Origin of the sequence: Bradyrhizobium sp. 4 (genome assembly GCF_023100905.1) — a bacterium.
GTDB lineage: Bacteria > Pseudomonadota > Alphaproteobacteria > Rhizobiales > Xanthobacteraceae > Bradyrhizobium.
This window is the reverse complement of record NZ_CP064686.1, coordinates 3,247,206-3,273,074: the sequence shown is the minus strand read 5'-3', so window position 1 is coordinate 3,273,074 and position 25,869 is coordinate 3,247,206. Positions and strand designations below refer to the sequence as shown.

Annotated in this window: 30 protein-coding genes; 7 read left to right on the top strand and 23 right to left on the bottom strand. The window is 64.2% G+C overall.

Going from position 1 to position 25,869, the window contains the following annotated elements:
* Positions 1-94 precede the first annotated feature (94 nt).
* Positions 95-1,720, top strand: coding sequence for a long-chain fatty acid--CoA ligase (locus IVB45_RS14930; protein ID WP_247360437.1), 1,626 nt, complete (start codon positions 95-97; stop codon positions 1,718-1,720).
* 41 nt (positions 1,721-1,761) lie between these two features.
* On the top strand, positions 1,762-2,973 hold the full coding sequence (locus IVB45_RS14925; protein WP_247360436.1) for an acyl-CoA dehydrogenase family protein: 1,212 nt from the start codon (positions 1,762-1,764) through the stop codon (positions 2,971-2,973).
* A gap of 21 nt (positions 2,974-2,994) precedes the next feature.
* On the opposite strand, the gene IVB45_RS14920 is transcribed toward IVB45_RS14925, so the two are convergent.
* The 5 genes from IVB45_RS14920 to IVB45_RS14900 form a co-directional block, all read right to left on the bottom strand.
* The gene (locus IVB45_RS14920; protein WP_247360435.1) at positions 2,995-3,861 is read right to left on the bottom strand and encodes an HlyD family secretion protein; all 867 of its coding nucleotides are present in this window, start codon (positions 3,859-3,861) and stop codon (positions 2,995-2,997) included.
* A complete protein-coding gene (locus tag IVB45_RS14915; RefSeq protein WP_027569486.1) occupies positions 3,858-4,064 on the bottom strand; it encodes a DUF1656 domain-containing protein in 207 nt (68 codons plus the stop codon). Before IVB45_RS14915 ends, IVB45_RS14920 begins: the two co-directional genes overlap by 4 nt.
* A complete protein-coding gene (locus IVB45_RS14910; RefSeq protein WP_247360434.1) occupies positions 4,061-6,112 on the bottom strand; it encodes an FUSC family protein in 2,052 nt (683 codons plus the stop codon). The genes IVB45_RS14915 and IVB45_RS14910 overlap by 4 nt, the downstream gene beginning before the upstream one ends.
* Positions 6,113-6,332: 220 nt before the next feature.
* On the bottom strand, positions 6,333-7,241 hold the full coding sequence (locus IVB45_RS14905; RefSeq protein WP_247360433.1) for an amino acid ABC transporter substrate-binding protein: 909 nt from the start codon (positions 7,239-7,241) through the stop codon (positions 6,333-6,335).
* A 178-nt stretch (positions 7,242-7,419) separates the two neighbouring features.
* Positions 7,420-7,839: a nuclear transport factor 2 family protein gene (locus IVB45_RS14900; protein ID WP_247360432.1), complete on the bottom strand. Its 420-nt coding sequence runs from the start codon at positions 7,837-7,839 to the stop codon at positions 7,420-7,422.
* A 143-nt stretch (positions 7,840-7,982) separates the two neighbouring features.
* Here IVB45_RS14900 and IVB45_RS14895 point away from each other — a divergent pair, with 143 nt between their 5' ends.
* Both IVB45_RS14895 and IVB45_RS14890 read left to right on the top strand, forming a co-directional pair.
* Complete coding sequence (locus IVB45_RS14895; RefSeq protein WP_247360431.1) at positions 7,983-9,221, top strand: amidohydrolase family protein; 1,239 nt, start codon at positions 7,983-7,985, stop codon at positions 9,219-9,221.
* A gap of 213 nt (positions 9,222-9,434) precedes the next feature.
* A complete protein-coding gene (locus IVB45_RS14890) occupies positions 9,435-9,746 on the top strand; it encodes a hypothetical protein (RefSeq protein ID WP_247360687.1) in 312 nt (103 codons plus the stop codon).
* Positions 9,747-9,758: 12 nt separating this feature from the next.
* Here the strand turns inward: IVB45_RS14890 and IVB45_RS14885 are convergent, their stop codons facing one another.
* From IVB45_RS14885 to IVB45_RS14855, 7 genes are read right to left on the bottom strand one after another with little or no spacing between them, the layout of a single operon-like run.
* Entirely contained in the window at positions 9,759-10,682 is a 924-nt protein-coding gene (locus tag IVB45_RS14885) for an NAD(P)-dependent oxidoreductase (protein WP_247360430.1), read from the bottom strand.
* Positions 10,682-11,551 carry a hypothetical protein gene (locus IVB45_RS14880; protein ID WP_247360429.1) on the bottom strand — a complete coding sequence of 290 codons (870 nt, stop codon included), beginning with the start codon at positions 11,549-11,551 and terminating at the stop codon, positions 10,682-10,684. Before IVB45_RS14880 ends, IVB45_RS14885 begins: the two co-directional genes overlap by 1 nt.
* A gap of 19 nt (positions 11,552-11,570) precedes the next feature.
* Positions 11,571-12,254, bottom strand: a complete 684-nt coding sequence (locus IVB45_RS14875) for a 4-carboxy-4-hydroxy-2-oxoadipate aldolase/oxaloacetate decarboxylase (protein WP_247360427.1) — start codon at positions 12,252-12,254, stop codon at positions 11,571-11,573.
* Positions 12,251-12,964, bottom strand: coding sequence for a PIG-L deacetylase family protein (locus IVB45_RS14870; protein WP_247360426.1), 714 nt, complete (start codon positions 12,962-12,964; stop codon positions 12,251-12,253). Before IVB45_RS14870 ends, IVB45_RS14875 begins: the two co-directional genes overlap by 4 nt.
* A gap of 38 nt (positions 12,965-13,002) precedes the next feature.
* Positions 13,003-14,304 carry a C4-dicarboxylate transporter DctA gene (dctA, locus tag IVB45_RS14865; protein ID WP_247360425.1) on the bottom strand — a complete coding sequence of 434 codons (1,302 nt, stop codon included), beginning with the start codon at positions 14,302-14,304 and terminating at the stop codon, positions 13,003-13,005.
* Positions 14,301-15,185, bottom strand: coding sequence for an amidohydrolase family protein (locus IVB45_RS14860; protein WP_247360683.1), 885 nt, complete (start codon positions 15,183-15,185; stop codon positions 14,301-14,303). The genes dctA and IVB45_RS14860 overlap by 4 nt, the downstream gene beginning before the upstream one ends.
* A gap of 29 nt (positions 15,186-15,214) precedes the next feature.
* Complete coding sequence (locus IVB45_RS14855; RefSeq protein WP_247286633.1) at positions 15,215-15,922, bottom strand: TetR family transcriptional regulator; 708 nt, start codon at positions 15,920-15,922, stop codon at positions 15,215-15,217.
* 115 nt (positions 15,923-16,037) lie between these two features.
* Between IVB45_RS14855 and IVB45_RS14850 the strand changes: the two genes are divergently transcribed.
* A complete protein-coding gene (locus tag IVB45_RS14850; RefSeq protein WP_247360424.1) occupies positions 16,038-17,018 on the top strand; it encodes a tripartite tricarboxylate transporter substrate binding protein in 981 nt (326 codons plus the stop codon).
* A gap of 80 nt (positions 17,019-17,098) precedes the next feature.
* On the opposite strand, the gene IVB45_RS14845 is transcribed toward IVB45_RS14850, so the two are convergent.
* Positions 17,099-18,247 (bottom strand): mechanosensitive ion channel domain-containing protein, encoded by a 1,149-nt coding sequence (locus IVB45_RS14845; protein ID WP_027569473.1) that lies wholly within the window; start codon positions 18,245-18,247, stop codon positions 17,099-17,101.
* Positions 18,248-18,375: 128 nt separating this feature from the next.
* Between IVB45_RS14845 and IVB45_RS14840 the strand changes: the two genes are divergently transcribed.
* A complete protein-coding gene (locus tag IVB45_RS14840; protein WP_027569472.1) occupies positions 18,376-19,626 on the top strand; it encodes a DUF763 domain-containing protein in 1,251 nt (416 codons plus the stop codon).
* A gap of 37 nt (positions 19,627-19,663) precedes the next feature.
* On the opposite strand, the gene IVB45_RS14835 is transcribed toward IVB45_RS14840, so the two are convergent.
* From IVB45_RS14835 to IVB45_RS14800, 8 genes are all read right to left on the bottom strand, one after another.
* Positions 19,664-19,906, bottom strand: a complete 243-nt coding sequence (locus IVB45_RS14835; protein WP_247360423.1) for a hypothetical protein — start codon at positions 19,904-19,906, stop codon at positions 19,664-19,666.
* A 34-nt stretch (positions 19,907-19,940) separates the two neighbouring features.
* The gene (locus IVB45_RS14830) at positions 19,941-20,204 is read right to left on the bottom strand and encodes a hypothetical protein (RefSeq protein ID WP_247360422.1); all 264 of its coding nucleotides are present in this window, start codon (positions 20,202-20,204) and stop codon (positions 19,941-19,943) included.
* 15 nt (positions 20,205-20,219) lie between these two features.
* Positions 20,220-20,447 (bottom strand): hypothetical protein, encoded by a 228-nt coding sequence (locus IVB45_RS14825; RefSeq protein ID WP_247360421.1) that lies wholly within the window; start codon positions 20,445-20,447, stop codon positions 20,220-20,222.
* A gap of 3 nt (positions 20,448-20,450) precedes the next feature.
* The gene (locus IVB45_RS14820) at positions 20,451-20,651 is read right to left on the bottom strand and encodes a hypothetical protein (protein WP_007592432.1); all 201 of its coding nucleotides are present in this window, start codon (positions 20,649-20,651) and stop codon (positions 20,451-20,453) included.
* A 9-nt stretch (positions 20,652-20,660) separates the two neighbouring features.
* Positions 20,661-20,843, bottom strand: coding sequence for a hypothetical protein (locus IVB45_RS14815; protein WP_027569469.1), 183 nt, complete (start codon positions 20,841-20,843; stop codon positions 20,661-20,663).
* Positions 20,844-20,980: 137 nt separating this feature from the next.
* Positions 20,981-22,237, bottom strand: a complete 1,257-nt coding sequence (locus IVB45_RS14810) for a cytochrome P450 (protein WP_247360420.1) — start codon at positions 22,235-22,237, stop codon at positions 20,981-20,983.
* 109 nt (positions 22,238-22,346) lie between these two features.
* Complete coding sequence (locus IVB45_RS14805) at positions 22,347-22,673, bottom strand: hypothetical protein (protein WP_027517320.1); 327 nt, start codon at positions 22,671-22,673, stop codon at positions 22,347-22,349.
* A gap of 106 nt (positions 22,674-22,779) precedes the next feature.
* On the bottom strand, positions 22,780-23,553 hold the full coding sequence (locus IVB45_RS14800) for a ferredoxin--NADP reductase (RefSeq protein WP_247360419.1): 774 nt from the start codon (positions 23,551-23,553) through the stop codon (positions 22,780-22,782).
* Positions 23,554-23,709: 156 nt separating this feature from the next.
* Between IVB45_RS14800 and IVB45_RS14795 the strand changes: the two genes are divergently transcribed.
* The gene (locus IVB45_RS14795) at positions 23,710-24,906 is read left to right on the top strand and encodes an amidohydrolase family protein (protein ID WP_027569467.1); all 1,197 of its coding nucleotides are present in this window, start codon (positions 23,710-23,712) and stop codon (positions 24,904-24,906) included.
* A gap of 57 nt (positions 24,907-24,963) precedes the next feature.
* Here the strand turns inward: IVB45_RS14795 and IVB45_RS14790 are convergent, their stop codons facing one another.
* Together IVB45_RS14790 and IVB45_RS14785 are read right to left on the bottom strand one after the other, a co-directional pair.
* A complete protein-coding gene (locus tag IVB45_RS14790) occupies positions 24,964-25,353 on the bottom strand; it encodes a hypothetical protein (protein WP_346015311.1) in 390 nt (129 codons plus the stop codon).
* 42 nt (positions 25,354-25,395) lie between these two features.
* The gene (locus tag IVB45_RS14785; RefSeq protein ID WP_007592445.1) at positions 25,396-25,851 is read right to left on the bottom strand and encodes a MarR family transcriptional regulator; all 456 of its coding nucleotides are present in this window, start codon (positions 25,849-25,851) and stop codon (positions 25,396-25,398) included.
* Positions 25,852-25,869 lie beyond the last annotated feature (18 nt).

The window sequence follows — 25,869 nt, the reverse complement described above, 5'->3', positions numbered from 1 at the left end:
GCTTTTTGGCGTGAACGTCGCCTGGCGTTCCGCTAACCTCAAACGCACATCACAAGCGTACGTCATGCAACGACATGGCGGTCCGGAGGAGACGATGCACGGATTGATGATGGACATGCCGCTCCTGATCAGCGGCCTGATCCAGTATGCCGCCGATTATCACGGCGAGGCCGAGGTCGTCGCCCGCGAGATCGAAGGCGACATCCATCGCTACACCTATGCCGACGCCCATCCGCGCATCAAGCGCATGGCGTTGGCGCTCAAGAGGCTCGGCATGATGCCCGGTGACCGCGTCGGCACGCTGGCCTGGAATACACACCGGCATTTCGAGATGTTCTACGCCGCGCCGGGCATGGGCTATGTGCTGCACACCATCAACCCGCGGCTGTTCCCCGAGCAGCTCGTCTACATCGTCAATCACGCCGACGACCGGCTGCTGTTCATCGACCGTGCCACGCTGCCGATCGTGGAGGCGATCGCGCCGCAGCTCACATCGATCGAAGCCTATGTCGTGATGTGCTCGCGCGAGCGGATGCCGCAGACCAAGCTTGCCAACGTGCATTGCTACGAGGAGCTGCTGGAGAACGAGAACGACGCCGGCTTCGCCTGGCCGGAGTTCGACGAAAAATCGGCATCCACCATCTGCTACACCTCCGGCACGACGGGCAATCCGAAGGGCGTGATCTATTCGCACCGCGCCGCGATCCTGCAGACCATGGTCTCCTGCAATTTCGACTTCCTGCCCGGGCACCTGGAAGGCGTGCGCGAGGTGATGATGCCGATGGCGCCGCTGTTCCACGGCAACGGCTGGAACATGCCGTTCACCGCGCCCTATACCGGCTCGAAGCTGGTGCTGCCCGGCCGCAATTACGAGCCCGACAAGCTCTACGAGCTGCTCGAAGGCGAGAAGGTGACGCTGTCCGCGGGCGTGCCGAGCTTCTGGCTGATCCTGCTCGACTGGCTCGGACGCACCGGCAACAGGTTTTCGACGCTTCGTGCAACATTGTCGTCAGGCTCGGCGCCGCCGCGCGCGATGGTCGAGAAGCTCAAGCGCGAGTATGACATCGACTACGTCCAGGCCTGGGGCATGACCGAGGCGCTCGGCTGCTCGATGCCTGGCCTGCGGCCGGGCTCCGAGCATCTCGACGACAAGGAGAAGTTCGACCGCCGCCAGGTGTCCGGCCGCGCCTGTTTCGGCACCGCCTTGCGGATCGTCGACGACGGCGGCAACGAGCTGCCGCGCGACGGCAAGAGCGTCGGCCATCTGCGCGCGCGGGGACCGTGGGTTGCGTCCGGCTACATGAAACTCGAAGAAGGCCTGGACCGCGACGGCTGGCTGATCACCGGCGACATGGCCGTGATCGACCCCCAGGGCCACGTCACGCTGACCGACCGCTCCAAGGACGTCATCAAGTCCGGCGGCGAATGGATCTCCTCGATCCAGCTCGAGGACGTCGCTCTGTCTCACCCCGATGTGCTGCAAGCCGCCGTGGTCGCGATCAATCATGAGAAATGGCAGGAGCGACCTCTGCTCCTCGTCGTCCGCAAGAAGGGCGCGACCGTCGACGGCAAGACGCTGCTCGAGCACATGCGCCCGAAGATCGCGAGCTGGTGGATGCCCGACGCCGTCGAGTTCATGGACGAGTTCCCGATGACCGGCACCGGCAAGGTGCTCAAATCAGCGTTGCGCGAGAAATTCAAAGGGTATCGCGTCGCCTGAGCCGATTGCGCCCGGCCTGTCCATCGATCAAGGAGACAAAGATGCTCTACCCGATGTCGCCCAAAGTCGTCGAACTCAAGCGCAGGCTCGAAAGTTTCATGGACCGGCACATCTATCCGAACGAGGAACGCTTTTATCGCGAGGCGGAGGAGCTGGGTCCCTGGAAAGTCTATCCGGTCGTCGAGGAGCTGAAGCCGCTGGCGCGCGCCGAAGGCCTCTGGAATCTGTTCCTGCCGGACTCCGGCCACGGTGCAGGCCTGACCAATCTTGAGTATGCCCCGCTCTGCGAGGTCATGGGCCGCTCGCATCTCGCACCCGAAGTCTTCAACTGTTCGGCGCCCGACACCGGCAACATGGAGGTGCTGGAGCGCTATGGCACGGACAAGGACAAGGAGCGCTGGCTGAAGCCGCTGCTCGCGGGCGAAATCCGCTCTTGCTTCGCCATGACCGAGCCTGCCGTCGCCTCATCCGATGCGACCAACATCGAAAGCTCGATCGTTCGCGAGGGCGACCATTACGTCATCAACGGCCGCAAATGGTACACCACCAACGCGACCGACCCGCGCTGCAAGATCTGCATCTTCATGGGCAAGACCGATCCCGACAATGCGGACCGCCACAAGCAGCAATCCATGATCCTGGTGCCGATGGACATAGCAGGCGTCGAGGTCAAGCGTGCCCTGCCCGTGTTCGGCTTCTACGGTGTGCCCGACCGTGCCTCCGAGGTCGTCTTCACCGATGTGCGCGTGCCCAAGGAGAACATGCTGCTCGGCGAGGGTCGCGGCTTCGAGATCGCGCAGGGACGCCTCGGCCCGGGGCGTATCCACCACTGCATGCGGCTGATCGGGCTCTCCGAACGCACGCTGGAGAAGATGTGCCGGAGGGTGCGCAGCCGCGTCGCCTTCGGCAAGCCGGTCTCCGAGCAGACGGTGACGCAGGAACGCATCGCAGAAGCCCGCATCATGATCGAGCAGGCCCGGCTGCTGACGCTCAACGCCGCCTACGCGATGGATACCGTCGGCAACAAAGTGGCGAAAGCCGAGATCGCGATGATCAAGGTCGCCGTGCCCAACATGGCCTGCCAGATCATCGACTGGGCGATCCAGGCCCATGGCGGCGGCGGCACGTCGAACGATTTCGGATTGACCCAGGCCTATGCGACCGCGCGTTTGCTACGTCTCGCCGACGGCCCGGACGAGGTCCACAGGAACCAGATCGCGCGGTTCGAGCTGAAGAAATATTCGAACGCTTGAATCGGGCGATGGCAATCGCATCTACTTCAACACCTCGACCGTCGCCGAGCGTCCCGCGACCAGCGACATATTCTCAGGCACCGGATCCAGCGCGATGCGCACCGGCACGCGCTGAGCGAGGCGTACCCAGCTGAAGGTCGGGTTGACGTTGGCGAGCAGGCTCGCGCCCTCGGCTCGGTCGCGGTCCTCGATGCCGGCAGCGATGCTCTCGACATGGCCTAAAAGCGTGACCTTCTCGCCCATCAGGCGGACTTGGACTTTGTCACCGATTCGGATCCGCGCGAGTTTCGTCTCTTCGAAATAGCCTTCGACATGCAGCGTGTCGATGTCGACGAGTGCCATCACGCCCTTCCCGGCCGTCACGTAAGCGCCGGGACGCAGATCCATGTTGGTGATCACGCCGTTCACAGAGGCATGCACCTCGCTGCGATCGAGATTGAGCTGGGCGACCGCGCGGTCGGCAACGGCCTGGTCAAAGGCAGCCCCGGCCTGGAGCTGGGTGGCCAGAACCTGCTCCTGCTTCTGCTGTGACACCGCATCCGTCGTCAGCGCGCTGTAGCGCTTCAAATCGGCATTGGCCTGATCGAGCGTGGCCTGATGACCGGCCACCGACGCATCGGCTTGCCGCAGCGCCAGCGCAAAACGCTCGCGATCGATCTTGAACAGGACGTCACCGCGATGGACCTTCTGATTGTCCTTCACCAGCACTTCGGTCACGAAGCCCGACACATCGGGCGCGACCTGCACCACGTCGGCACGCACGCGGCCGTCGCGCGTCCAGGGCTGCTCCATGTAATAGACCCAGAGTTCGCGGCCGACAGCGAGCGCCGCGACGACGACGATCGCAGTCAGCAGGAGGCGACCGAGCCAGGCGAAATTCCCCTTCATGCGAGATACTCCGAGAGATAGACGACGACGCCGAGAAGGCAGACGAAGATCGCGAAATCGAACAGCGCGCGGTGCCAGACCAGCCGATAGAGATCGAAGCGCTGCATGAAGCGGCGCAGCAGAGCACTCAGGGCAAAGGCGATGATGATCCACAACAGCAGCGCTGGCACGAGCACACCGTAGATATCGATCACGTATCTCATGCCGCAACACTCTCGCCTGCACGCGGCCGATAGGCCGGCGCATCCGGAAACAGGCCGCGCCTGATGCCGACGAGGCCCACCAGGGCGTCCTCGCGCGCCGTTTCGTTGGGATCCTTCACCGCCCGGGCCAGTGCCCGATCGACGCTCGTCAGAAGCTCGGCGGGCATCCCATCGCCCGCATATTTGCGGCAGGCGATAGCGAGCTGATCGAGCATGTCGTCGATGACGGCAATGGTGGACGCCGCAAGTCCATAGCGGGCACGGCGCAGATCGATCACGTTAATTCCGATACGGAGCTGGACCAGGCTGTCGGTATCGCGCCGGTCGCTCTCCGAGAGAAAGGCGATGCGCTGTACGAGCAATCCGAGCCGGTGCAGCATGAGGCCTGCGAATTCAGCGCGATCGCCCTTGCCGCGCCGCTCGGCGGCAACAGCCAGCGTCTCCCAGTTCGACAGCACCAGGCGATTTGCGATCCACTCCGCCCCCACCCCACGCGCGATCCGTGTCACAAGCTCGGCGATGGCGACGCCGACGAAGAAGGCAACGGCGGAGTTGGCGTAGGCCGCGAAGTCCGCGCTGTAGGTCGATTGCAGCGCCAGCAGCGTTGCGGTGTTGGCCGCGAGCGCCATGCCGGTACCCGCCGTCGCCGGCCGCGCGATCAGGAAGCCGTAGAGCAAGAAGGTCGGCGCCAGCGCGGCGACCAGAACCTCGAGATGGGAGATCGCGGGCACCAGCGCGAACAGGTAGATCGCGACGACGACAATGGCGACCAGCGACCACAGGCCGAAGCTGCGGATGAAGCGTGCAGGCTCGTCCTGCGCGGCAAAGAACGAGCACGCGACGGCCGCCATCATCGGCGCCGAGGCGCCGTCAGGCCAGCCGGTGCCGATCCAGAAGGCGCAGCAGATCAGGATCGCCGACGCCGCGCCGGCGGCCGACCACAGGGCAAGGCCGCGATCCCTGTGGCGCACCGGCGCGGCACCGGCTTCCGAATGGAAGTCCAGATCGAGGGACGAGACGATCCGGTTCTCCGCAATCGCTTCCGTCAGGGCGCGGCAATCGCGCGAGAGGTCGACCAGCTCGCGCAGCCGCCACAACAGGCTGGTGACGATGATCCGCTCCCAGGAGGCGCTGTGGTCGAGGATCGCCTGCTGCCCTGCGATCATGGCACGAATCCGCTCGGCGGGCTGCCGAGCGTTGACGTCGCTCGTGATCCATCCCGCGAGCTCTTCCAAGAGCCGCTTCAGCTCGGGCTGCCGCCGCAATGCCTCCTCCCCCAGCGCGGCCAGCCGGTCCTCGAGCGAAGCGATCACGGGCAAAAGCATCAGCATGCGGAGCCGGATTTCGCCTAACCCGACGACGGCATTGCGGTCGGTCAGCCGGTCATAGGCAAGATGGGCCGAAAGCGTGTCGATCTCGACGATGTCGGTCGCAAGCTTGATGCGCTTGCCGCGGCGCGTTTCGTTGGTCCCGTGACGCAGCAGGACAACTTGACTCAGGCGCTGCGCGTCCGCCAGCCAGTTGTCGATGCGATTAGCAACAGCCGGCGCGACGCTACGCGGGAATACGATGGTCGAAACCAGGCTGGCGCAGATGATGCCGAGCGAGATTTCCTCGAGCCTTGCCACCGCGGTGTCGAAGATGGCGCCCGGCTCGGACACCGAAGGAAAGCCGATCAGCGCCACCGTATACCCGGCCAGCATGAAGACATAGCTGCGCGGTGTGCCGTCGAGCAGCGAAAGGTAAAGACAGAGCCCGACCCAGAGCGCGATTGCCAGGCACAGCAGCTCGGGTGCATCGATCAGGTTCGGAACGAGCGCCACCGTCATGACCGCGCCGACCAACGTGCCCATCACGCGGAAGAAAGCCTTCGAGCTGGTTGCGCCCGCCAGCGGCTGCGAAGTGATGTAGACGGTCGCCATCGCCCAATAGGGCCGCGGCAGATCCATTGCCAGCGCGATGACGAGCGCCAGGATTGACGCGGCGAACGTCTTCAAAGCGAAAATGAGGTCCGCGTGGCGGACCAGGAAGGGCTCATCTGCGCGCATGGCTATTTCGCTTTGGCGTCGGTCTTCATGGCTTGCAGGCGGCTTACCCGCGGTCCTATGCGCTGGAGAGTCGCGAAGGTGACCGCAAGTTCCTCGGAGCCGGCATCAGCAAGCTGGCCCGCACCCGGCAGGGCCCGAGGGCGGCGCGGGTTCCCGACGGCCTGCTGACATCTCGGCGGGCCGCTTGCGCGCGCTCCCTCTGGCGGCGACAGCCCTCGCCTCAGTTCGCTACGTAGACATCTGGATCGAAGCTGGAGCTCGGCTTCTTGAAGGCGTTGCGCAAGGCGCCCGACATCGGGACGTTGTAGTTGAGGCCGTTCGGCGGCGTCGGCGATTCCAGCCACTTCTTGTAGAGGACCTCGATCTCCTGGCTGGCGTACAGCTCTGCAGTCGCGCGGTCGGCGAGCGCCTTGAACGGAGCGTCCTCTCGCCGCAGCATGATCCCGTAAGGCTCGGGCTTCGAGAACGTCTCCTCGCTGATCATGAAGAGCTGTGGTTCCTTCGAGCGCGCGATCGCCACCGCGAGCTGCACGTCGTCGAGCGCGTAGGCCTGGGCGCGATCGGTTTCCAGCAGCAGGAAGGCTTCGGCCTGGTCCTTGGCCGGCATCACATTGATGCCGAGATTGCGCTCCGTGTTGACCTTGGCGAGCTGCGTCAGGTTGACGGAGCCGGCCACCGCCGTCACCGCTTTGCCCTTGAGATCGTCGATGGTGTTGATCTTTGCGGCTTTCTTGGCCGCAAACCGCGTTGCGCTGAGGAAGTGCGTGTTGGTGAAGGCGACCTGCTTCTGGCGATCGGCATTGTTGGTGGTCGCCGAGCAATGCAGGTCGAGCGTCCCGTTGACCATCAGCGGAATCCGGTTCGACGACGTCACCGCGAGGGTGTCGACAGCGATGTCGGGCATGTCGAGCTGCTTCTTCACGGCATCCACGATCCTGAGGCAGATATCCATGGCAAAGCCGACCGGCTTCTGGTTGCCGTCGAGATAGCTGAATGGGACCGAGGCCTCCTGATAGCCCAGCGTGATCTTCTTGGTCTCTTTGACCTTTTGAAGCGTACCCGACAGGTCTTCGGCGGAGGCGGCAGTTGCAAGGCATGTGAGGGCCAGGACAACAGTGGGTAAACGCATCGGGAACTCCTCGAGGAGGCTCGCGCCTCCATGCCGGGCGCAGCAATCGCATCGGTGATAGCGCAGGCGCGCGGCAGCCGCCAGACGAGCTTGCGTCTATCAGCTATCGCGGCTTGCGATATGGTGACCGGCCTTTTGTCCGCCTGGAGTCGAGGCGCCTCAAGCGCCAAGATGGCTGTTACGCGTCGATGCCGCGCTGGACCAGGATCCGCTCGGCGCTGTCGTTCCAGACGTCCATCTTGGTGATCTGGCCATTCCGCACCACGAAGCGGTCGACGTAGCGGTTGCCCTCGAACGCGGTCCCATCCATCCATTCGCCGTAGAGCGTGCCGACGCTATAGACCACGGTCTCACCGTCGCCGGGGCAGACGTCGAACCGATCCATCTTCTTCTTGACCCAGCGGTAGCGCTTGGCGTTGAACCCGGTCGGGCCCCGCGGATGATCGAACTCGCGCCCGCCGGTAAAGGTGATCACCGTGCCCGGCGCCATATAGGCCGCCGCGGCGTCCGGATCGGGGATCATCGACGCCGTGAGATAGGCTTCAACGATCTCGGCGTCGGACGACGGACCGGCTTCGGCTTTTGCGGCAGCGGACATGGCTCAATCTCCCGGGCTTGCGGAATACTAACGCCACTGTCGGGGAATACGTGCATATATTTTGAACATTTCCGTCGCTACACTGCCGACAATCTGGAGCCGCCAAACGCGGCCGAATGCACTAAATTCCTTCCGCAAGAGCCATGACCGCGCAACCCGCCTTTGACCTCATCTTTCGCAACGCCTTGCTGCGTGGTGCCGCCGACCCGATGGACATCGGCGTCACACGCGGCCGGATCACCGCCATCGAACCGACGCTCGCCTGCGAGGCCGTCGGGGTCGATGTCGGCGGGCGTCTCGCCCTGCCCGGCTTCGTCGACAGCCACATCCATCTCGACAAGGCCTGCCTGCTCGGCCGCTGCGGGCATGATCACGGCAGCGTCTCCGAAGCGATCCGCGCCGTCTCCGGGATGAAGAAGGATTTCTCGGTCGAGGACGTCTACGCGCGCGGCGCCCGGGTGCTCGAACGTGCCATCGTCCACGGCACCACGCGCATGCGAACCCACGTCGAGATCGATCCGCGCATCGGCTTGCGCGGCTTCGAGGCGGTGAAGGCGCTGAAGCGTGACTATGCCTGGGCGATCGACCTGTCGCTCTGTGTCTTTCCGCAGGAAGGCCTCACCAACGATCCCGGCAGCGAGGAGCTTCTGGTCCAGGCGCTGCGCGACGGGGGCGAGGTGATCGGCGGCTGTCCTTACACGGACACCGATCCGAACGCCCATCTCGCACGCATCTTCGATCTCGCCGAGGCGTTCGATGTAGACGTCGATCTCCATCTCGATTTCGATCTCGATCCCTCCTGGTGGCACCTCGACGAGGTCTGCCGGCAGACCGAGCGACGCAACTACGGGGGGCGCGTGGCAATCGGCCATGCGACGAAACTCTCCGCCCTGCCACCGGAGCGGCTGAAGGCCGCCACCGCGCAACTGGCGAAGGCCGGCGTTGCCGTCACCGTGCTGCCAGCAACCGATCTCTATTTGATGGGGCGCGAAGCGACCCACAACGCGCCACGCGGGCTAACGCTCGCCCACAAGCTCGCCGCCGACGGCGTGGTGTGCTCGATCGCGACCAACAACGTGCTCAATCCCTTCACGCCGTTCGGCGATGCCTCACTGCTGCGAATGGCGAATTTCTACGCCAACGTCGCGCATGCCTCGGTCAACGACTTCGATATCTGCCTTGATCTCGTGACCGAGCTGCCGGCGCGGCTGATGAACCTACTGGATTACGGCATCGAGGTTGGGAATCCAGCCGATCTCGTCGTGCTCGACACACAAGACAGCCGCTTCGCCATCGCCGAGCTGCCGGATATCGTGATGGGCTTCAAGAGCGGCCGGCAGACTTTTGCGCGTCAACGGCCCACTCTGTTCAGTCCCGGCTGATCCGCTCTCGATGCATATCTGCATTGAAGGGCGGCCTATTTCCGAGCAGCTTCCGTTCGATGTTACCGCTGATCGTTCCGCAATTCCGAATCCGGTAGATTCCCGGATAGTAGATTCTTGCTGATTCTCGATAGCTGCGCGCATTGCAAGTCCCGCAGTGCCGGTCATAGTAGGACCGGCACTGATGTCTGCATTCAACGGGGAAGCATCGACATGTTCAGCGCATTCAGCGGCATCGATACTCACTCCATTCGAGCGAGAACGCCCAGCGAGGCCGCCCTGAAGCGGCTCGACGGCATCGGGCACGTCCTGTCGGACCTCGATCTGGCGGGCGTCCGGACACAGGATGACCTGACGCGCATGCTCCTGACGCTCGATACCGCCGACAAGTGTATTCGATCGATCCGCGCAGAATTCCGGACCGAAGTCGCGAACGATCGGCTTGCCCACAAGGCCGAAGACCTGATGGCGTTGATCGAACGCACCCGCGACGAGCTCACCGGCTGTCGCACGCCAAAGTCCTGAGCAGGAGCCACCCTATTTCTCGCGATTGATCTTCGCCAGGATTAGATCCGCCTCGGTGCGCCAATCAGCGCTGCGGGCGAACTCCTTGGTGCCTTTCGTCCCGAACAGGCCCTCATCGGCAAGGTCCGCCACCCAGGCCTGCCGCTCGGCGGTGCCCTGCGCGGACCACGGCGTCAGCCCCGCTTCACGCACGGTCTCGGCGACCTCCCGGACTTCCTCGGCGCGGCGGCGGCCATGCTCGATCACGCGCTGGAAGCAATAAGCGCCCTGCTTCTCCCAATCGATCGTGGGAAAGGTTTCCGCCAGCGAAGCCAGTACCGCATCCTCGACGCCATAGGCGCGCGCGGTGGTGAAGCTTTCGATGACCATGGCCTCCAGGCCCTTGATCATGATGCTGCGACACATCTTCACCGCCGAGGAAACACCGAGCTTGTCGCTCGCAACCTTTGCCGCAAAACCGATCGCGTTCAAGAGCGGCTCAAGCTCCCTGGCACCGGGACCACCGAGCAGCAGCGGCACCTTGATGCGATAAGGCGGTACCGATGTCATCACCGCGCCCTCGACATAGCGTCCGGCGGCGCCATCGATCAGCGCGGCGGCGCACTGCTTGGCGCCGGGAGACGCCGAATTGAAATCCAGGAACCAGGTGCCCTGATTGATCGCGGCCGCGCAGGCCTTTGCCACCGGCACGGCCTGGCTCGCCGTGACCGCGGAGATGATGAAATCGGATTTGGCGGTCAGCTCGGCGTGAGACGCCGCCAGCACCACACCGAATTTCGCCGCATGCTCCACCAGCGGTGCGCCCTGCTCGCCACCGAGCTTGATGTCAAAGGCTGAGACCTTGATGTTCTGCTGGCGCAAATCCTCGGCCAGGATCCTGCCGACCTCGCCGTAACCGACCAGTCCGATCTGCCATCGCTTGGGATCGCCCGCCATCAGTTCAGTCCTCGCGTTGTCTCGTCGAACAGCTCCTCGACCGCATACCGGCGCGGGATCAGCGCCTGCTGGAAGGCGTAGTCGACGATCAGCTCCAGCGGCTTCCTGTTGGCGTCGATCCCGAACGGCACGAGATCGGGCGTTGCCGCCGGTCCCGCCTGCGCCTTGTTCCGCTTGAGCAGATCATAAATGCCCGAAACCACGTCAGGACGCGATTTCGCCAACTGTTCGGTCACCACTACGAGATGGTTGACGGGCACGACGCCGCGACGGGCGTACCATTTGGCGGCTTCCGCGGCCGGATCGGGGAACAGCGTCTTCAGCTTGGGATCGGTCGAGGTCTCGCCGAGGACGGCGTCGAGCTCGCCGTCGATCAGCATCTGCAAGATCTTCTTGCCGTTCGGCGCGCGCTCAGTGGTGTCGACATATTCGGCGACGTGCGGATCCTCGAACGTGACCCAGCGGATGTTGTCGAGATTGACGCCGTAGTCGTTGGCGAGGATGCCTCTGATCCAGGCCCCGGTGGTGGTCGTGAAGGAGCGGATGCCGACGCGCTTGCCTTCGAGATCCGACGGTCCGAGCATTCCATGCGCAGGATTATAGAGCGCGTAGGAATGCTGGAAGCGACCGAGCATGGTGGCAGGCAGTAGCAAGAGCGGCTTACCGTGTGCCTTTGCCATCAGATAGGTGACGATCGCCATCTCGCAGACATCGAAGGCCTGCTCGCGCACCATCGGCTTGAACGCGGTGTTGGTCGGCGTGTACGCGATGAAATCGAGATCGAAGGGGTCGGAGCGGAGCTCACCGCTCCTCACCGCCTGGACATGGGGGTGACTGCCGAGCACGGCCTTCAGCTTGAGACGATCCATCGGCCCGCTCCACTTCTCTTCAGACATCCTCGGGATTGTCGACATAGACGAGCCCGGCCTTCGCCAAGGCCTCACGCATGCCGTACATGTCGAGGCCCAGTTCGCCCGAAGCCAGCCGCGTGCGTTTGCCGGCTTCGTCCGCGTTGCGCTTCTTCGCCCTCTCGGCGACTTCGGCCGCATGGCGCCTCGGCACCACTACGACGCCGTCGTCATCGGCCACGATGATGTCGCCGGGATCGACATTGACGCCGGCGCAGACCACGGGGACATTGACCGCGCCGAGCGTCGCCTTCACCGTCCCCTTGGCCGAGACCGCGCGCGACCACACCGGAAACTCCATCTCGTGCAGCGCCCTGACGTCGCGGCAGCCGGCATCGATGATCAGCCCCTGCACGCCGCGCGCCTGCAGCGAGGTCGCGAGCAACTCGCCGAACATGCCGTCGGTGTTGTCGGTGGTACAGCCGACGACGAGAACGTCGCCCTTTTTGCACTGCTCGACTGCGACATGGATCATCCAGTTGTCGCCCGGCTGCGCCAGCACGGTCACGGCGGGACCGGCGATCGCCGCGACCGGCCAGACCGGCCGCAGATACGGCTTCATCAGGCCGATGCGGCCATAGGCCTCGTGCACGGTCGAGACGCCGTACTCCGCCATCCCGGCGGGATCGGCACGCTTGATGTTGCGAACGACGACCGGCTTCATGCCAGCTCCTCCGCAACCGTCGGGAACAGGCGCTGATAAGCCTCGCCATACGTCATCGGCACGCCGGTGTTGCGGCTGCCTTGGATGCCGCGATTGAGCGCGACGCGCTCGTAATAGCCCCACAGATGCTTCTGGGCGGCGAGGATCTGGAATGCATCGTACTTCTCCTTCCAGACCTCGTCGATCTTGAGCAGCAGGTCCGGCTTGTAATTGCACTGCTCGGGCTGGTGTGGCTCGAACAGGAACACCGGAGGCGCCGAATATTTGTACTGCGCACCCGGCTTGTGGCCCATGGCCTGCGCGACCACGCGCGTTTCCTGCGCGAAGTGCGCGGCGTTCGGGTGGTCGAAATTATAGGGATCCTCCAGCGCATGCGTCAGCACGAAGCTTGGATTGAGCTCGCGGTAAATGTCGACCATGCGGTCGAAATGCGCTTCCGTCAGCTTCAGCGGATAGTCGCCGCAATCGAAGAACTCGATCTCGGCGCCGAGCATTTTTGCAGCGCGCTCCGCCTCATCCTTGCGGCCGGCCTTGACCGACTCCAGCGTCGCACCCTTCTCCTTCCAGGCGAACTGGCTCTCGCCGCGCTCGCCGTAGGACAAGCAGACGATCTTCATGCGATAGCCCTTCTTCGCATGCAGCGCGATGGCGCCGCCGGCGCGCCAGACGAAATCGCCCGGATGGGCCGTGATCACGAGACCTGTTTTCATGGGACAAACTCCCTCTTTCGTTCGTCAACGTCATCGGTTCATCGAGCCGCGACAGCGGATTCCTCGCCGTCGAGCACGCGCTTCAGGCGGTCGGCATCAAGCGCGCCTTCCCATTTGGCAATCGCGATCGTCGCGACCGCGTTCCCGATCAGATTGGTTGGCGTCAGCCCCTGCGACATCAGGCGGTGGATGCCGAGCACGAGCGCCACGCTCGTCACCGGAATGCTGCCGGTGGCGGACAGCGTTGCCGCCAGCACGACGAAGGCGGCGCCCGCGATGCCCGCCGCGCCCTTGGAGGTCACGAGCAGGATCAAGAGCAGCTCGATCTGCTCGGCGAGACCGAACGGCGTGTTGGTCGCCTGCGCCAGGAACACCGAGGCGGCGGCAAGGTAGAGGCAGGTGCCGTCGAGATTGAAGGAATAGCCGGTCGGGATCACCAGCCCAACGACGCTGCGCTCGCAGCCGACCTGCTCCAGCTTGGTCAGCATGCGCGGCAGCACCGTCTCGGACGATGTCGTGGCGATGCAGATCAGCAACTCTTCCCAGATGTAGCGGATCAGCTTGAGCAGCGAGAAGCCGCACAGCCGCGCGACCGGGCCGAGCGCCACGATGATAAAGATCACGCAGGTGAGATAAAAGCCGCCGAGCAGCTTGCCGAGCGAGGCCAGCGAGCCGACGCCGAACTTGCCGACCGTGAAGGCTATGGCGCCGAACGCGCCGATCGGGGCCGCCCACATCACGAAGCCGACCACGGTGAATACCATCTTGGCGGCGATGTCGATGAGATTGACCAGCGGCGCGGCGCGCTCGCCGAGCTGCACCAGCGCAAATCCGCACAGTACGGCGATGAAGAGCACCTGGAGGATGTTGCCCTCGGCAAAGGCGCCGACGAATGTCGCAGGCACGATGTTCATCACGAACGGCACGAAGCCGATCACGCCGGTCTGCTTGACATAAGGCTCGATCGCGCTGGCGTTGATGCCGGCGGGATCGATGTTCATGCCGACGCCCGGCTTGAGCAGATTGACCGCGACGAGGCCGATGATCAGCGCGATCGTAGTCACGATCTCGAAATAGACGATCGCCTTGACGGCGACGCGCCCCACCCGCGCCATGTCGGCCATATGCGCGATGCCATGGACGACCGTGCAGAAGATGATCGGCGCGATCAGCATCCGGATCGCCTTGATGAAGGCGTCGCCAAGCGGCTGCATCCTGGCGCCAACCTCGGGATTGACGATCCCAAGCGCGATGCCTGCCGCCATGGCGACGAGCACCTGGATCCAGAGCTCCATCCACCAGGCGCGAACGCGCGGCTTGTCGATCGCAAGCGCCGTCATCGCTCGAACTCGAACAGCCGCGCTGGATTGTCGACGAGGATCTTCTGCTGATACTCCGGCTCCGGCGCAAACAGCGGGATAAGGTCGACGAGATCGCCGTCGTTCGGCATCGCCTTGACGTTGGGATGTGGCCAATCGGTGCCCCAGATGACCCGGTCGGGCGCAGTGTCGACGATCTTTCGCGCGAACGGCACGGCGTCGGTGAACGGCGGACCGGCCGATGACACTCGCTCCGAGCCGCAGATCTTGACCCAGCACTTCTCGTCGCGCTGCATCAGCTCAACCAGGATCTTGAACGGCAATTGATCGAGCCCCTCGGACGCCTTCACCCGGCCCATATGGTCGATCGTGTAGCTCAGCGGCAGCCTTGTCAGCGTGTCGGCATATTCGGGCAGGTCGATCGCGTCGAAATGCAGGTCGATGTGCCAGCCGAGCGGCGCGACCATCGCGACGATGCGGTCGAACACCCGCTTGTCGGGAACGCCGCCGAGATGGCGAACGAAATTGAAGCGGCAGCCGCGGAATCCGCCCTCATGCAGCACGCGGAGCCCACGCTCCGTGATGGTGTCGTCGATATTGGCAACCGCGCGAAAGGCTCCGTTGCTCTGCGCGATGGCATCGAGCGCCACCGTATTATCGGTGCCGTGCACACTGGCATTGACGATGACGGCTCGCCCGACTCCGAGCTTGGCATGTAGCGTGCGGAAATCGGCGAGCGGCGCATCCGGCGGCGTGTAGGAACGGTCCGGCGCGTAGGGGTATTTCGCGCCGGGCCCGAAGATGTGGCAATGCGCATCGCATGCCAGCTTCGGCAGCTTGAACTTCGGCGTGCGCGTGTTCGGGTTGGGCGGCGGAATGGTCGGCGTGTACATCATTGCCATCGGATAAACCGCCGGACCAGATCGTGTCTTCAAGTCTTGCTGCTGACGACCGGCCGTCGCCGTGCTGGCGCCTGATCCAGCGCCGGCGCCTGAAACGCGGCCACGGTGGCCTGCACCAATTGCTCGATGGCACTTGCGGCATCGCTGCCGTCGGCCTCGCCGCGCGACAGGCGCGAGACGCGATCCGGCGTCACCAGCGAATAATAGAGTGCGCCAAGCAGGAAGTGGCTGCGCCAGACGATATCGGTGCGCGGAACGTGCGGCAGGCTTTCGTGAACAGCATCGATGAAGGCGTGGCTGGTGTCGTCAAAAGTCTGTGCGATGATCTTTCGCGCGACTTCATTGCCCTCCGCGGACATCACCGCGCGCAGCCGCGTGAACCGCGCCCCGCCCCCGGCAAGATCACTGCCCGAGGTGAAGGCCGGCACGACATAGGCCCGCACCACCGCTTCGAGCCGGTCCTGGAGATCGCGCACGCGCTTGGCGGCCGCGAGCAGCTCGGAACGGCGCAAATTCATTGGCCCGCAATGGCGCCGGTAGATCTCCAGCAGCAGGCCGTCCTTGGTCTTGAAATGATAGGTGACGCTGCCGGGATTGGCGCCGGCGGCCTGTGCAATATCGCGCACCGACACGGCGTTGAAGCCGTTGGTGGCGAACAGCTCCTCGGCCGCGGCGAGAATTGCCTCGCGCATGTTCGGCTTGCGGGCCGTTTCCTTGCTGGCGGGGTTGCGCGTCATGTGATTTGTACTATCGTACAAAAGATCAGGTCTCGTCAACAAGAACCATGGGCGGCGTCCGGACGGCTCGAAAGACCGACGGTCCACACGCAATGCTCGCAAGGAGTGCTGGAAAATGCTGGGTTTGAACAAGAAGATCGGCGGCTTGATGCTGGGTGCCGGTCTGCTGCTGGGAGGCGGCGCCGCGCAGGCCGCCGACAGCTATCCGAGCAAACCGGTTCACATCCTGGTGCCCTACGCTGCCGGCGGCGCGGTCGACGTGCTCGCGCGCACGCTCGGACAGGCATTGGCGAAAACCTGGGGCCAGCAGCCGGTGATCGACAACCGCCCCGGCGCCGGCGGCATCGTCGCCTCGCAGGCACTGACGCAAGCCGCCCCCGACGGCTACACGCTGATCCTGGTCGCGAGCGGTCATCCTCTCAACCAGTTCATCTATCCGAGCGTGCCTTATGACACGTTCAAGGACTTTACCGCGATCACCGAAGTCGCCTCCTCGCCGCTCGCGATCGTCGTCGCCAAGGACAGCCCCTACAAGACGCTCGGCGATCTCCTCGCTGCGGCGAAGAAGGACCCTGACAAGCTCTCTTACGGTATGTCCGGCAACGGCACCTCGGCGCATCTCGCCGGTGAGCTGTTGAAATACATGTCCGGCAACAAGATCGTCGCGATCCCCTACAAGGGCGGCGCCCCCGCGCTGACCGCTGTGATCGCCGGCGACATCCCGCTCAGCATCAATCCACTTGCGGAAGCCATCAGCCAGATCGAAGGCGGCTCGGTGCGCGCGCTCGCGGTGACGTCGGCCGAACGCTCGAAGGCGCTACCCAATGTTCCGACCGTCGCCGAGTCGGGCGTGCCGGGTTACGACGTCTCCGTCTGGTGGGGCGTTCTTGGCCCGGCAAAAATGCCGCCGGAGATCGTGGCGAAGCTCGAAACCGATCTGAAGGCGGCGCTGCAGGACCCGAACGTGCTGTCGACGCTCGGCAAGATCGGCGCAGCCGCGGTCGGTTCGTCGTCGAGGGAATTCGACGCCTACATGCATTCCGAGGCGACCAAATGGGAGCCGGTGCTGAAGGCCGCCGACATCCGAGCGCAATGAGGTGCTTCGCATGAGGACCGGCGCGCTGGACACGATCCAGCGCCAGGCCGGCTTGCGCGGCGCCACGAAGGCGACGTAGGTCAATTGCGTGCGCTCGCCCGCATCTTCTCCGGCGGCGCGGGACGCCGCACGAAGTCGGCGTCATCGTCGCCTCCTCCCGACGGGATCAGGATCGCGCGCTCGCGCGGCAGCGCTTCCGGCATCTCGTCGCGGATGAAGGCGATGAGCTTCTCTCTCATCTCGCAGCGCAGGTCCCAGGACTGCGGCGCGTTCCTGGCGCTGACGAGAGCGCGGAGCTCGATGGTGCGAGCATCCGCGTCGATTACCTGGAGATTGACCACCTCGCCGTCCCAGAGCTTGGACTCCTTCACTGCTTCTTCCAGCCAACGCCGGATCCGCGGCACGTCGGCACGATAATCGACATGGAACGCAATCACGCCGATCAGGGACGCGGTGTCGCGGGTCCAGTTCTGGAACGGCTTTTCGATAAAATAGGACAGCGGCACCACCATGCGGCGCCAGTCCCATAGCCGGATCACCACATAGGTTGAGGCGATGTCCTCGACCCAGCCCCATTCGTTCTCGATGATGACGGCATCCTCGATGCGGATCGGCTGGGTGATCGCGATCTGCATGCCCGCGATCAGATTGCTCAGCAGCGGCCGGGCAGCAAGACCAACGATGATACCCGCGGCCCCGGCGGAGGCGAAAAGGCTGACGCCGTATTGCCTGACCGAGTCGAACGTCATCAGCGCGGTCGACACTGTGATGATGACGATGATGATATCGGTGACGCGCTTGAAGACGCGGACCTGGGTGACGTGCTTGCGCGCGACGAAATTCTCGGTGACGTCGCGAAAGTTCAGGAGATACCGTGCCGCGCTCATATCCACGATCCGGATCGAGATCCAGCCGATCAGCGCGATGAAGGCGACGACTAACAGGCGCGTCAGCGGCGTGCGGAAAGCGTCGTCCAGCGGCGCGAGCGGCAGCACCAATGCTACGGCGGCAAGGCTGAGGGCCAGCTGAGCAGGGCCAGCCGTGCGCGCGATGAACACGCTCATGAGCGGGAGGCGGGTTCCGAAGGCGCGGTTGAACAGCCAAACCGAGAGATGATACATCGATAGGGCAATCAGGATCGCGCCAGCGACCAGGCAGAGGCCGACGAACCACGACGGTATCCACCCGAACATCCTGTCGATGTCGGCCAAAAGGGTCTGCCGATTCATTAAAGGCCCCGCATTCTGGTTCGCGCTTGCCGTTCAACGCATTGCAGCGCGGTTCGCTCCCCTGATCGGTGCAATGCAGCATCCCCTCTGGTGCAATCATCGCCGAACTGCGCTATTTCTGGTCGATCATGACTCGACGGACCGGCAGCGCCGACCTTCCCCTTCACACCGGCCGGGTTCCACCCTGGCTGGCGACCCGCATGTCGTCGCTGGGCGCGATCGTCACGCAGGCGATCGTGCATCACTACGGACGGGATGCATTCCTGCAGCGGCTCTCGCACCCGTTCTGGTTCCAGTCGTTCGGCGCCGTGATGGGGATGGACTGGCACTCCTCCGGCATCACGACCTCGGTGATAGGCGCGTTGAAGCGGGGGTTAGGCCCGCTCCAGGATGAGCTCGGAATCTACGTCTGCGGCGGTCGCGGCCAGCATTCGCGCAAGACCCCGGACGAGTTGATGCAGCTCGGCGACCGCGTCGGCTTCGACGGCGCAAAGCTCACGCGTGCGAGTCGCCTCGTTGCGAAGGTTGACAGCGCCGCGGTCCAGGACGGCTTTGACCTTTACCTCCACGGCTTCTTTGTCACCGCCGACGCCAAATGGACCGTAGTGCAGCAGGGCATGAACGGCGACAAGCGGCAGGCCCGCCGCTATCACTGGCATTCCGAGGCGCTGAAGAGTTTTGTCGATACGCCGCACAGCGCGATCGACGGGCCGCTGCAAGGCGAGATCGTCAATCTCACCGACCATCGCGCCGAGATCTCCCGCACCGCGCAGCTTGAGCTTCTGAGCGATCTCGGCCCGGATCGCATCGTCTGCGAATTCGAGCGACTCACCGGGACTGCGTCCGCGCCGGCGCAGGCGATGCTGCCGCACCTGATCATGCCGGCACATCACGACGTGCGGCCCAAGGACGTGTTTGCGCGCCGCCTGCACGGCACACTCGCGGCGGCGGCCGAACGCGGCCCGGTCGACTTTCCGGAGCTGCTGCTGACGCCCGGCGTCGGCGCGCGTACCGTGCGTTCGCTGGCGATGGTCGCCGAAGTCGTGCACGGCGCGCCCTACCGCTTCAACGATCCCGCCCGCTTCTCGCTCGCCCACGGCGGCAAGGACCGGCATCCCTACCCCGTTCCGATCAAGGTCTATGACGAAACCATTCGCGTGTTGAAGGGGGCGATTCAGAACGCAAAGCTCGGGCGCGAGGAAGAGATGCAGGCCCTCAAGCGTCTCGACGACCAGGCGCGGCGGCTGGAGCGCACCGCGCGCGGGCCGTCGGTCGAGGCCTATATCGCCGGAGAGCGTGCGGCCTCGCATGATCTCGACGGCCGCTCAGTATTTGGCTGGGAACGCGACCTTGCATCGACAAAAAAGCGGACCGGCTGAACACCGGTCCGCAAGTTGGTCGGGAGGAACGCCTCTCTCAGGTCTCGTCGGTGCCCGGCTCCTCGTCGAGCCGGTTGGCCGAGTGGTCCTGATATTGGTCGGTCTGGATCGCCTTGCCGTCCATGCCGCGAATGTCCGAGTGCTGCGCCTTATCGCGGTTTGACAGCACCATGTTGTCGCCGATCTTGTCCTTGGGCACGTCCGTCATGGCGCCGGTGCCGTCGCCCTTGCCGCGCATGCCCGATCTGAAATGCGTCTTGCTGCCATGACCACCTGGCATCTTATTCTCCTCTTGCTTTGATCGCCCGTGAAGCTCAGTGCTTCTGCTGTGCCGGCGTCGGTTTCGGGGGCTTGTGACCGCTTTGGCCGGGATCGTTGTGCTTGTTGTGGTCGCTTTCCTGGTTGAGGCCGCCCCGGCTCACCGGAAGTTCACTCTGCCGCGCCTCAGGTCGCGCGCGGTGGACGGCGGTGTCCTCCGGATTGTGGCCGATCGCTTGGTCAAGCTCTTGCGCGTCTGGAACATCCGGCTTGCGCTCGAGGATGCGAACCTGTTGCTCGTGGGTCTTCTTGCCTTGCATGCTCGTCCTCCGGAGCTATCGGTCTCGTCGGCGCGCGCCGCTGCGCGCGACGTCCTTGTCGATGCCGCCAGCGGCGTTTACGTCGTTCTCGACATCGCCTTCGATCGTGTTCTCGCCCAGGGCGTCCTCGAGGTCGTCAGGCGAGATACCAGCCATCGTTGCGCCCTTCGATCCGCCAATCGTGGGATTTTCGTGCAGATCCTTTTCGGTCGGTGCGTAGAGTTTGGGTTGCTTATTGGTCATGCCTCACCTGCCTCCGCCTTTTCCGGCCTCGTCATGCCTGTGGTGTGAATCGTGCTCGCCACCCCCGCCAGAGACGCGGCTGTGGTTGCGCTGCGGGTCGTCCGCCGGTGGCTTCTTCACTTCGAGCGGTGCCTTCGCATTCTCATGCGATGCGCCAGGTCCGCCCTGACGGATGCTGTTCGGTGTCTTGGTGGATGTCGACATGTCACCTCCTCAGCGATCTTGCTGATGGCCTTGGTTGGTGGTGTTCTGCTTGATGTTGCCCTGCTGCCCTTGCTGGTCCGGATTTTGCGCACGCTGCTGGCCGTGCGGGGCAGTCGAGGACACTTGCTTGCTGTCGCCGGTTCCCTTCGGATTTTGGTTCTCGGCGGGAACAGGTGGCATCTTGCCGGTCATGATGCTGTCTCCTGTTGTTGGTCTGCGACATCGACCGAGGAACTCATCGCGGCCTCCGATGTCCGAAAAACAACGAGAGAAACGACATGCCGTTCCTACCGACGAGTGCAGAGAAAATTATCCGCAAGGTGTAAGTCTCAGCAGGCCGCTGGCTGGGAACGAACCATCATCGATCCAGCTGCTCCGTGGCCGTCGGGCACGACGGGGAGATTCGCGATCGCACGCATGCCCGGTCGCTTGCGCCAGTGGATCTGAGACACGTCCACAGCAAAGCCAAGTTTCGTCCATCGCACAAACAGCGCTTCCAAGGCACACGCTGCCTCGATCCGGGCAAGTTGATGGCCGAGGCAGAAATGGATGCCCGTTCCGAAGGACAAGTGACGGTTCGGCTTGCGCGCGGGATCGAGGCTCTCGGGACGCTCATGCACCGCCGGGTCCATGTTCGCGGCCGCGAGCATCACCATGACGCGATCGCCCTTCTTGAGACGCACGCCCGCGAGCTCGATATCCCGCCTCACATAGCGCGGCTTGGAGAACTGCACCGGCGACACGAAGCGCAGGAATTCCTCCACCGCAAGCCCGACGCGGCTCCAGTCCTGTGCCAGCCAGTCGCGGACGCCAGGATTTCTGAGGAGCTCGTAGACGGAACCGCTGATGAGATGCGTGGTGGTCTCGGAGCCCGCCGCGAGCAGCAGGAACACCATCGACACCATTTCGTCCGGCGTGATCTGGCCGCCCTCGCGCTCGACCTGGACCAGCTCCGCGATCAAGCCGTCGCCGCCCCGCACGCGCGCAATCTGCAACTGCCGTTCGAGGTAGGCTCGCATCTTTCGGAACGCGAACAGCAGGCGGAAGAAGCTGGCGACATTCGTGAGCGAGGACATTGTATTGGCCCACGCGATAAAGCGAGGGCGATCGGCCAACGGCAACCCAAGCAGCTCGGAGATCACCGCGAGCGGCAGGATGCGGGCATAGCGCTGGACGAGATCGGCCGGGCTTCCTACCGAGAATAGCTCGTCGGCGAGACCGTCAGCGATGGCCCGGATACGCGGCTCCATCGCGACGGTCGCGCGGCGGCGGAAGGCCTCGTCCACGATGCTGCGCAGCCTTGTGTGGTCCGGCTCGTCCATCGTCAGCATGTTGTTAGCGATGGTTTTGACGTAGTTCGGCATCCACCAGCGCAGACCTGCGACGTCGCCATCCTCCTTGCGCAGCGTGAAATTGGTGCCGTCCTTCAGGACTTGCGCCGTGGCCTCGTGGGTCGTGGTGATCCAGACATCGCCGACGAGAGGAAATCGGATCGCGACCACAGGACCGGACATGCGCAACGTTGCGATCGCCTTGGGCGGATCGCGAAAGAAGGCCTCGCTGGTGAAATCGAGGCGTGGTGCCATGTGTTCACCGCAGCGGTTGACGAGGTCTTACCGAGATGGTGCACGCCGCCGCCCGCGCAATGGGTGCGGAACCTCCGCCTCGTCATCGGTTCAGGTGTGAGAGACGAGTCTACCCCCGCCCGGGCGAACGCGGGCCGATCTTGCGCTGCTGCTGATTGGTGTAGGCGTCCCAATTGCTCCAGCTGCCGTTGCTGAGGCTTCGCAGATCGGTGGTGAGCGGACGGCGCGTGCGCTTGTCGTGATCGGCGATCACGCGCTCGGATTGCACGATCTTGCGCTTGAGTTCCCCGACCGCCTTCTGGGTTTGGCCGTTCCGCTTCGAAGACGCGATCTCGCCCATCGTGAAGCGCGCGGTCTCGAGCGCCTTCAACTCGGCGCGGTTCTTCTTCAACTGAACCCGGTGCCAGGCGATGTTGCTGTCGCTGTCCGCAACCATGTGGGAACTCCGCTGATTCGTTCCCACAGTGTATCGCGTGCCGAATCGGCGCCGCAACGGGCGCGCGGCGGCGAAAATACGGTCTTATTGCGCGAGAGTTCCGGGCCTAGCGCTCGGCGAAAGCCTTTTCGACCACGAATTGGGCCGGCTCGCCGTGATTGCCCTCGATAAGACCCCGCTCGCCGAGGAGCACGCGGGTGTCCGCCACCAGCGCCGGGCTGCCGCAGATCATGACGCGATCGTGGGCGGCTTCCAGTACCGGCAGGCCGATGTCGGAAAACAGCTTGCCCGCGGTGATGAGGTCGGTGATGCGGCCGCGATTGCGGAAGGGATCGCGCGTCACGGTCGGATAGTAGATCAGCTGGTTGCGGATGTACTCGCCGATCAGCTCGTCCTTGGGCAGCGTCTCGGTGATCATCTCGCCATAGGCGAGCTCCTTGACGTGCCGGCAACCGTGCAGCAGCACGACCTTCTCGAACCGCTCATAGGTCTCGGGGTCCTTAATCACGCTCAGGAACGGCGCAAGGCCCGTACCTGTGCCGATGAGGTAGAGGTTGCGGCCGTCCTCCAGATTGTCGATCACCAGCGTGCCGGTGGCTTTGCGGCTGACGATGATCTCGTCGCCTTCCTTCAGATGCTGGAGCCGTGAGGTGAGTGGGCCGTCCGGCACCTTGATCGAGAAGAACTCCAGCGTGTCCTCGTAATTGGCGCTGGCGACGCTGTAGGCCCGCAGCAGCGGCTTCTCGCCGACCTTGAGCCCGATCATGGTGAATTCGCCGTTGCGGAAACGGAAGGTCGGGCTGCGGGTGGTCTTGAAGGAGAACAGCGTGTCGGTCCAGTGGTGGACGCTCAAAACGGCTTCCTGATTGAAATTGCTCATCTCACCCTTCCGTGGCGCGTCGTGGCGGTTTTCGAGGCGGCAGCTATGCGTCGTTTGTACACGATCATTTGTATACTAATGAATAATCCGGCTTGATCCCGCGGTCAAGGCTGCCCAAGATCGGAAGCGTTGCAGTTAAGGATAAGGACCCATTCCATGGCGCATGACGCACCCCAGGCCACCGGACCCTCGAAGCTCGTGATCCGCAATATCGGCCTGATCCTGTCCGGCGCGCTGGAGAAGCCGATCCTGGACGGCGACACCATCGTCGCCGAGAACGGCAAGATCACCGCGATCGGCCGCTTCAAGGACCTCGACACCGAAGGCGCGACCACCATCGTCGAGGCCAACGGCACCACGGTGGCACCCGGCCTGATCGACAGCCATGTCCACCCTGTTGCGGGCGACTGGACGCCTCGCCAGAACCAGATCGGCTGGATCGACAGCAATTTGCATGGCGGCGTTACCACGATGATTTCCGCCGGCGAGGTGCATATGCCCGGCCGCCCGCGCGACGTCGTCGGGTTGAAGGCGATGGCCATCTTCGCACAGCGCGCATTCTGGAATCTGCGGCCTGGCGGCGTGAAGGTTCACGCCGGCGCGCCTGTGATCGAATGCGAGATGGTCGAGGAGGACTTCAAGGAGCTGGCCGCAGCCGGTGTCAAGCTGCTTGGCGAAGTGGGCCTGGGCGGCGTCAAGGATGGCCCGACCGCGCGAAAAATGGTCGGCTGGGCCCGCAAATACGGCATCCAGAGCACGATCCACACCGGCGGGCCCTCGATCCCCGGCTCCGGCCTGATCGACAAGGACGTGGTGTTGGAGGCCGACACCGACGTGGTTGGCCACATCAATGGTGGCCACACCGCGCTTCCCGACGACCAGATCCGCTGCATCTGCGAGGGCTGCAAGCGAGGCCTCGAGCTGGTGCACAACGGCAATGAGCGCTCGGCGCTGTTCACGTTGCGCATCGCGCGCGAGATGGGCGATCTGCACCGCGTCATCCTCGGCACCGACGCGCCGGCCGGCTCCGGCGTGCAGCCGCTCGGCATTCTCCGCATGGTGTCGATGCTGTCCTCGCTTGGCGACCTGCCGGCAGAGGTCGCGTTTTGCCTGGCCACCGGCAACACGGCGCGGATGCGCGAATTGGATTGCGGCCTGATCGAAGTCGGCCGCTCGGCCGACTTCGTCATCATGGACAAGGCGCAGCACTCAGCCGGCAAGAACATTTTGGACAGCGTCCAACTCGGCGACCTCCCCGGCATCGGCATGACCATCATCGACGGTATCGTGCGCACCCAGCGCAGCCGCAACACCCCGCCGGCCGGCAGGGTGCCGGAGGTGGTGGCGAAGTGACGCAGCCGGAGCGGCTCGCCGCTCCGCGCCGGCCCTCGGGAAAAGCTGATCACCCAATCAGTGGCGCTTAGCGATCTCACAACGCACATAGGTCTGGCGCTTGCCTTGCCCGACCGGGCTGTTGTCCATCACCAGCTTGCCATCCGCGGCAATGGAAACCCGGGGACTGGAGCGATACTTCTCGCCCTCGCCTTCGCAGGCGAGCTTCATTTTCCAGCTGAGCTTTCCGTCGGCGGTGATCTCGCTGGCGCGGCACCGGGTCTCATACCAATAGAGACGGTTGCCGCCCTCGATGCTCATGCGGCTGGCACTGTCCTGGTCGCGGCAGTCCTTTTTGGTCGAGGCCCAGAAGCCTTCATAGGCTTCCGCCGCCCCGGCGGGAGCACACTGGCCCGCCAGCACCGCGCTCATGCTCAGAGCCATCGCAAACCGCGCCGCCGCTCTCATATCAAAAACCTCGACAAGACCTTCACCGAGGTTAGTCGCGCCTCACCGCAGCTTGTTCAACAGCGCCATCAGCATCTCGCGCTCCTTTGCTTCGAGCGGCGCCAGCGTCTCCCGGGTGATCGCGAGCGCATTCGGCGCGACCTTTTCCGCCAGCTGCTGCCCCGCGCGGGTCAGGCTGACCAGAAGCCGCCGTCCGTCCTCGGGATCCTGGCTGGTCTCGGTGAGGCCGCGCGCCGTCAAACGATCGATCACGCCCTTGATGGTCGCCACATCCATCGCCGTCAGGCGCCCGAGCTGGTTCTGCGAGCATGGCCCGGCCTCGGCGAGCTTCGACAGCGCCGCCCATTGCGTCGGCGTAATGTTGGTGCCGATCTCGCGAGAGAAGATCGCGCTGTGGCGCTGCCAGACCTGGCGAAGGATGAACCCAACCTGCTCGTCGAGCACGTAAGGCGGCTTTGCCGGTTTGACGCTTTTCTTCGCCGCGACGCTTCTCGCCATCCGCTCGATACCCTTGCC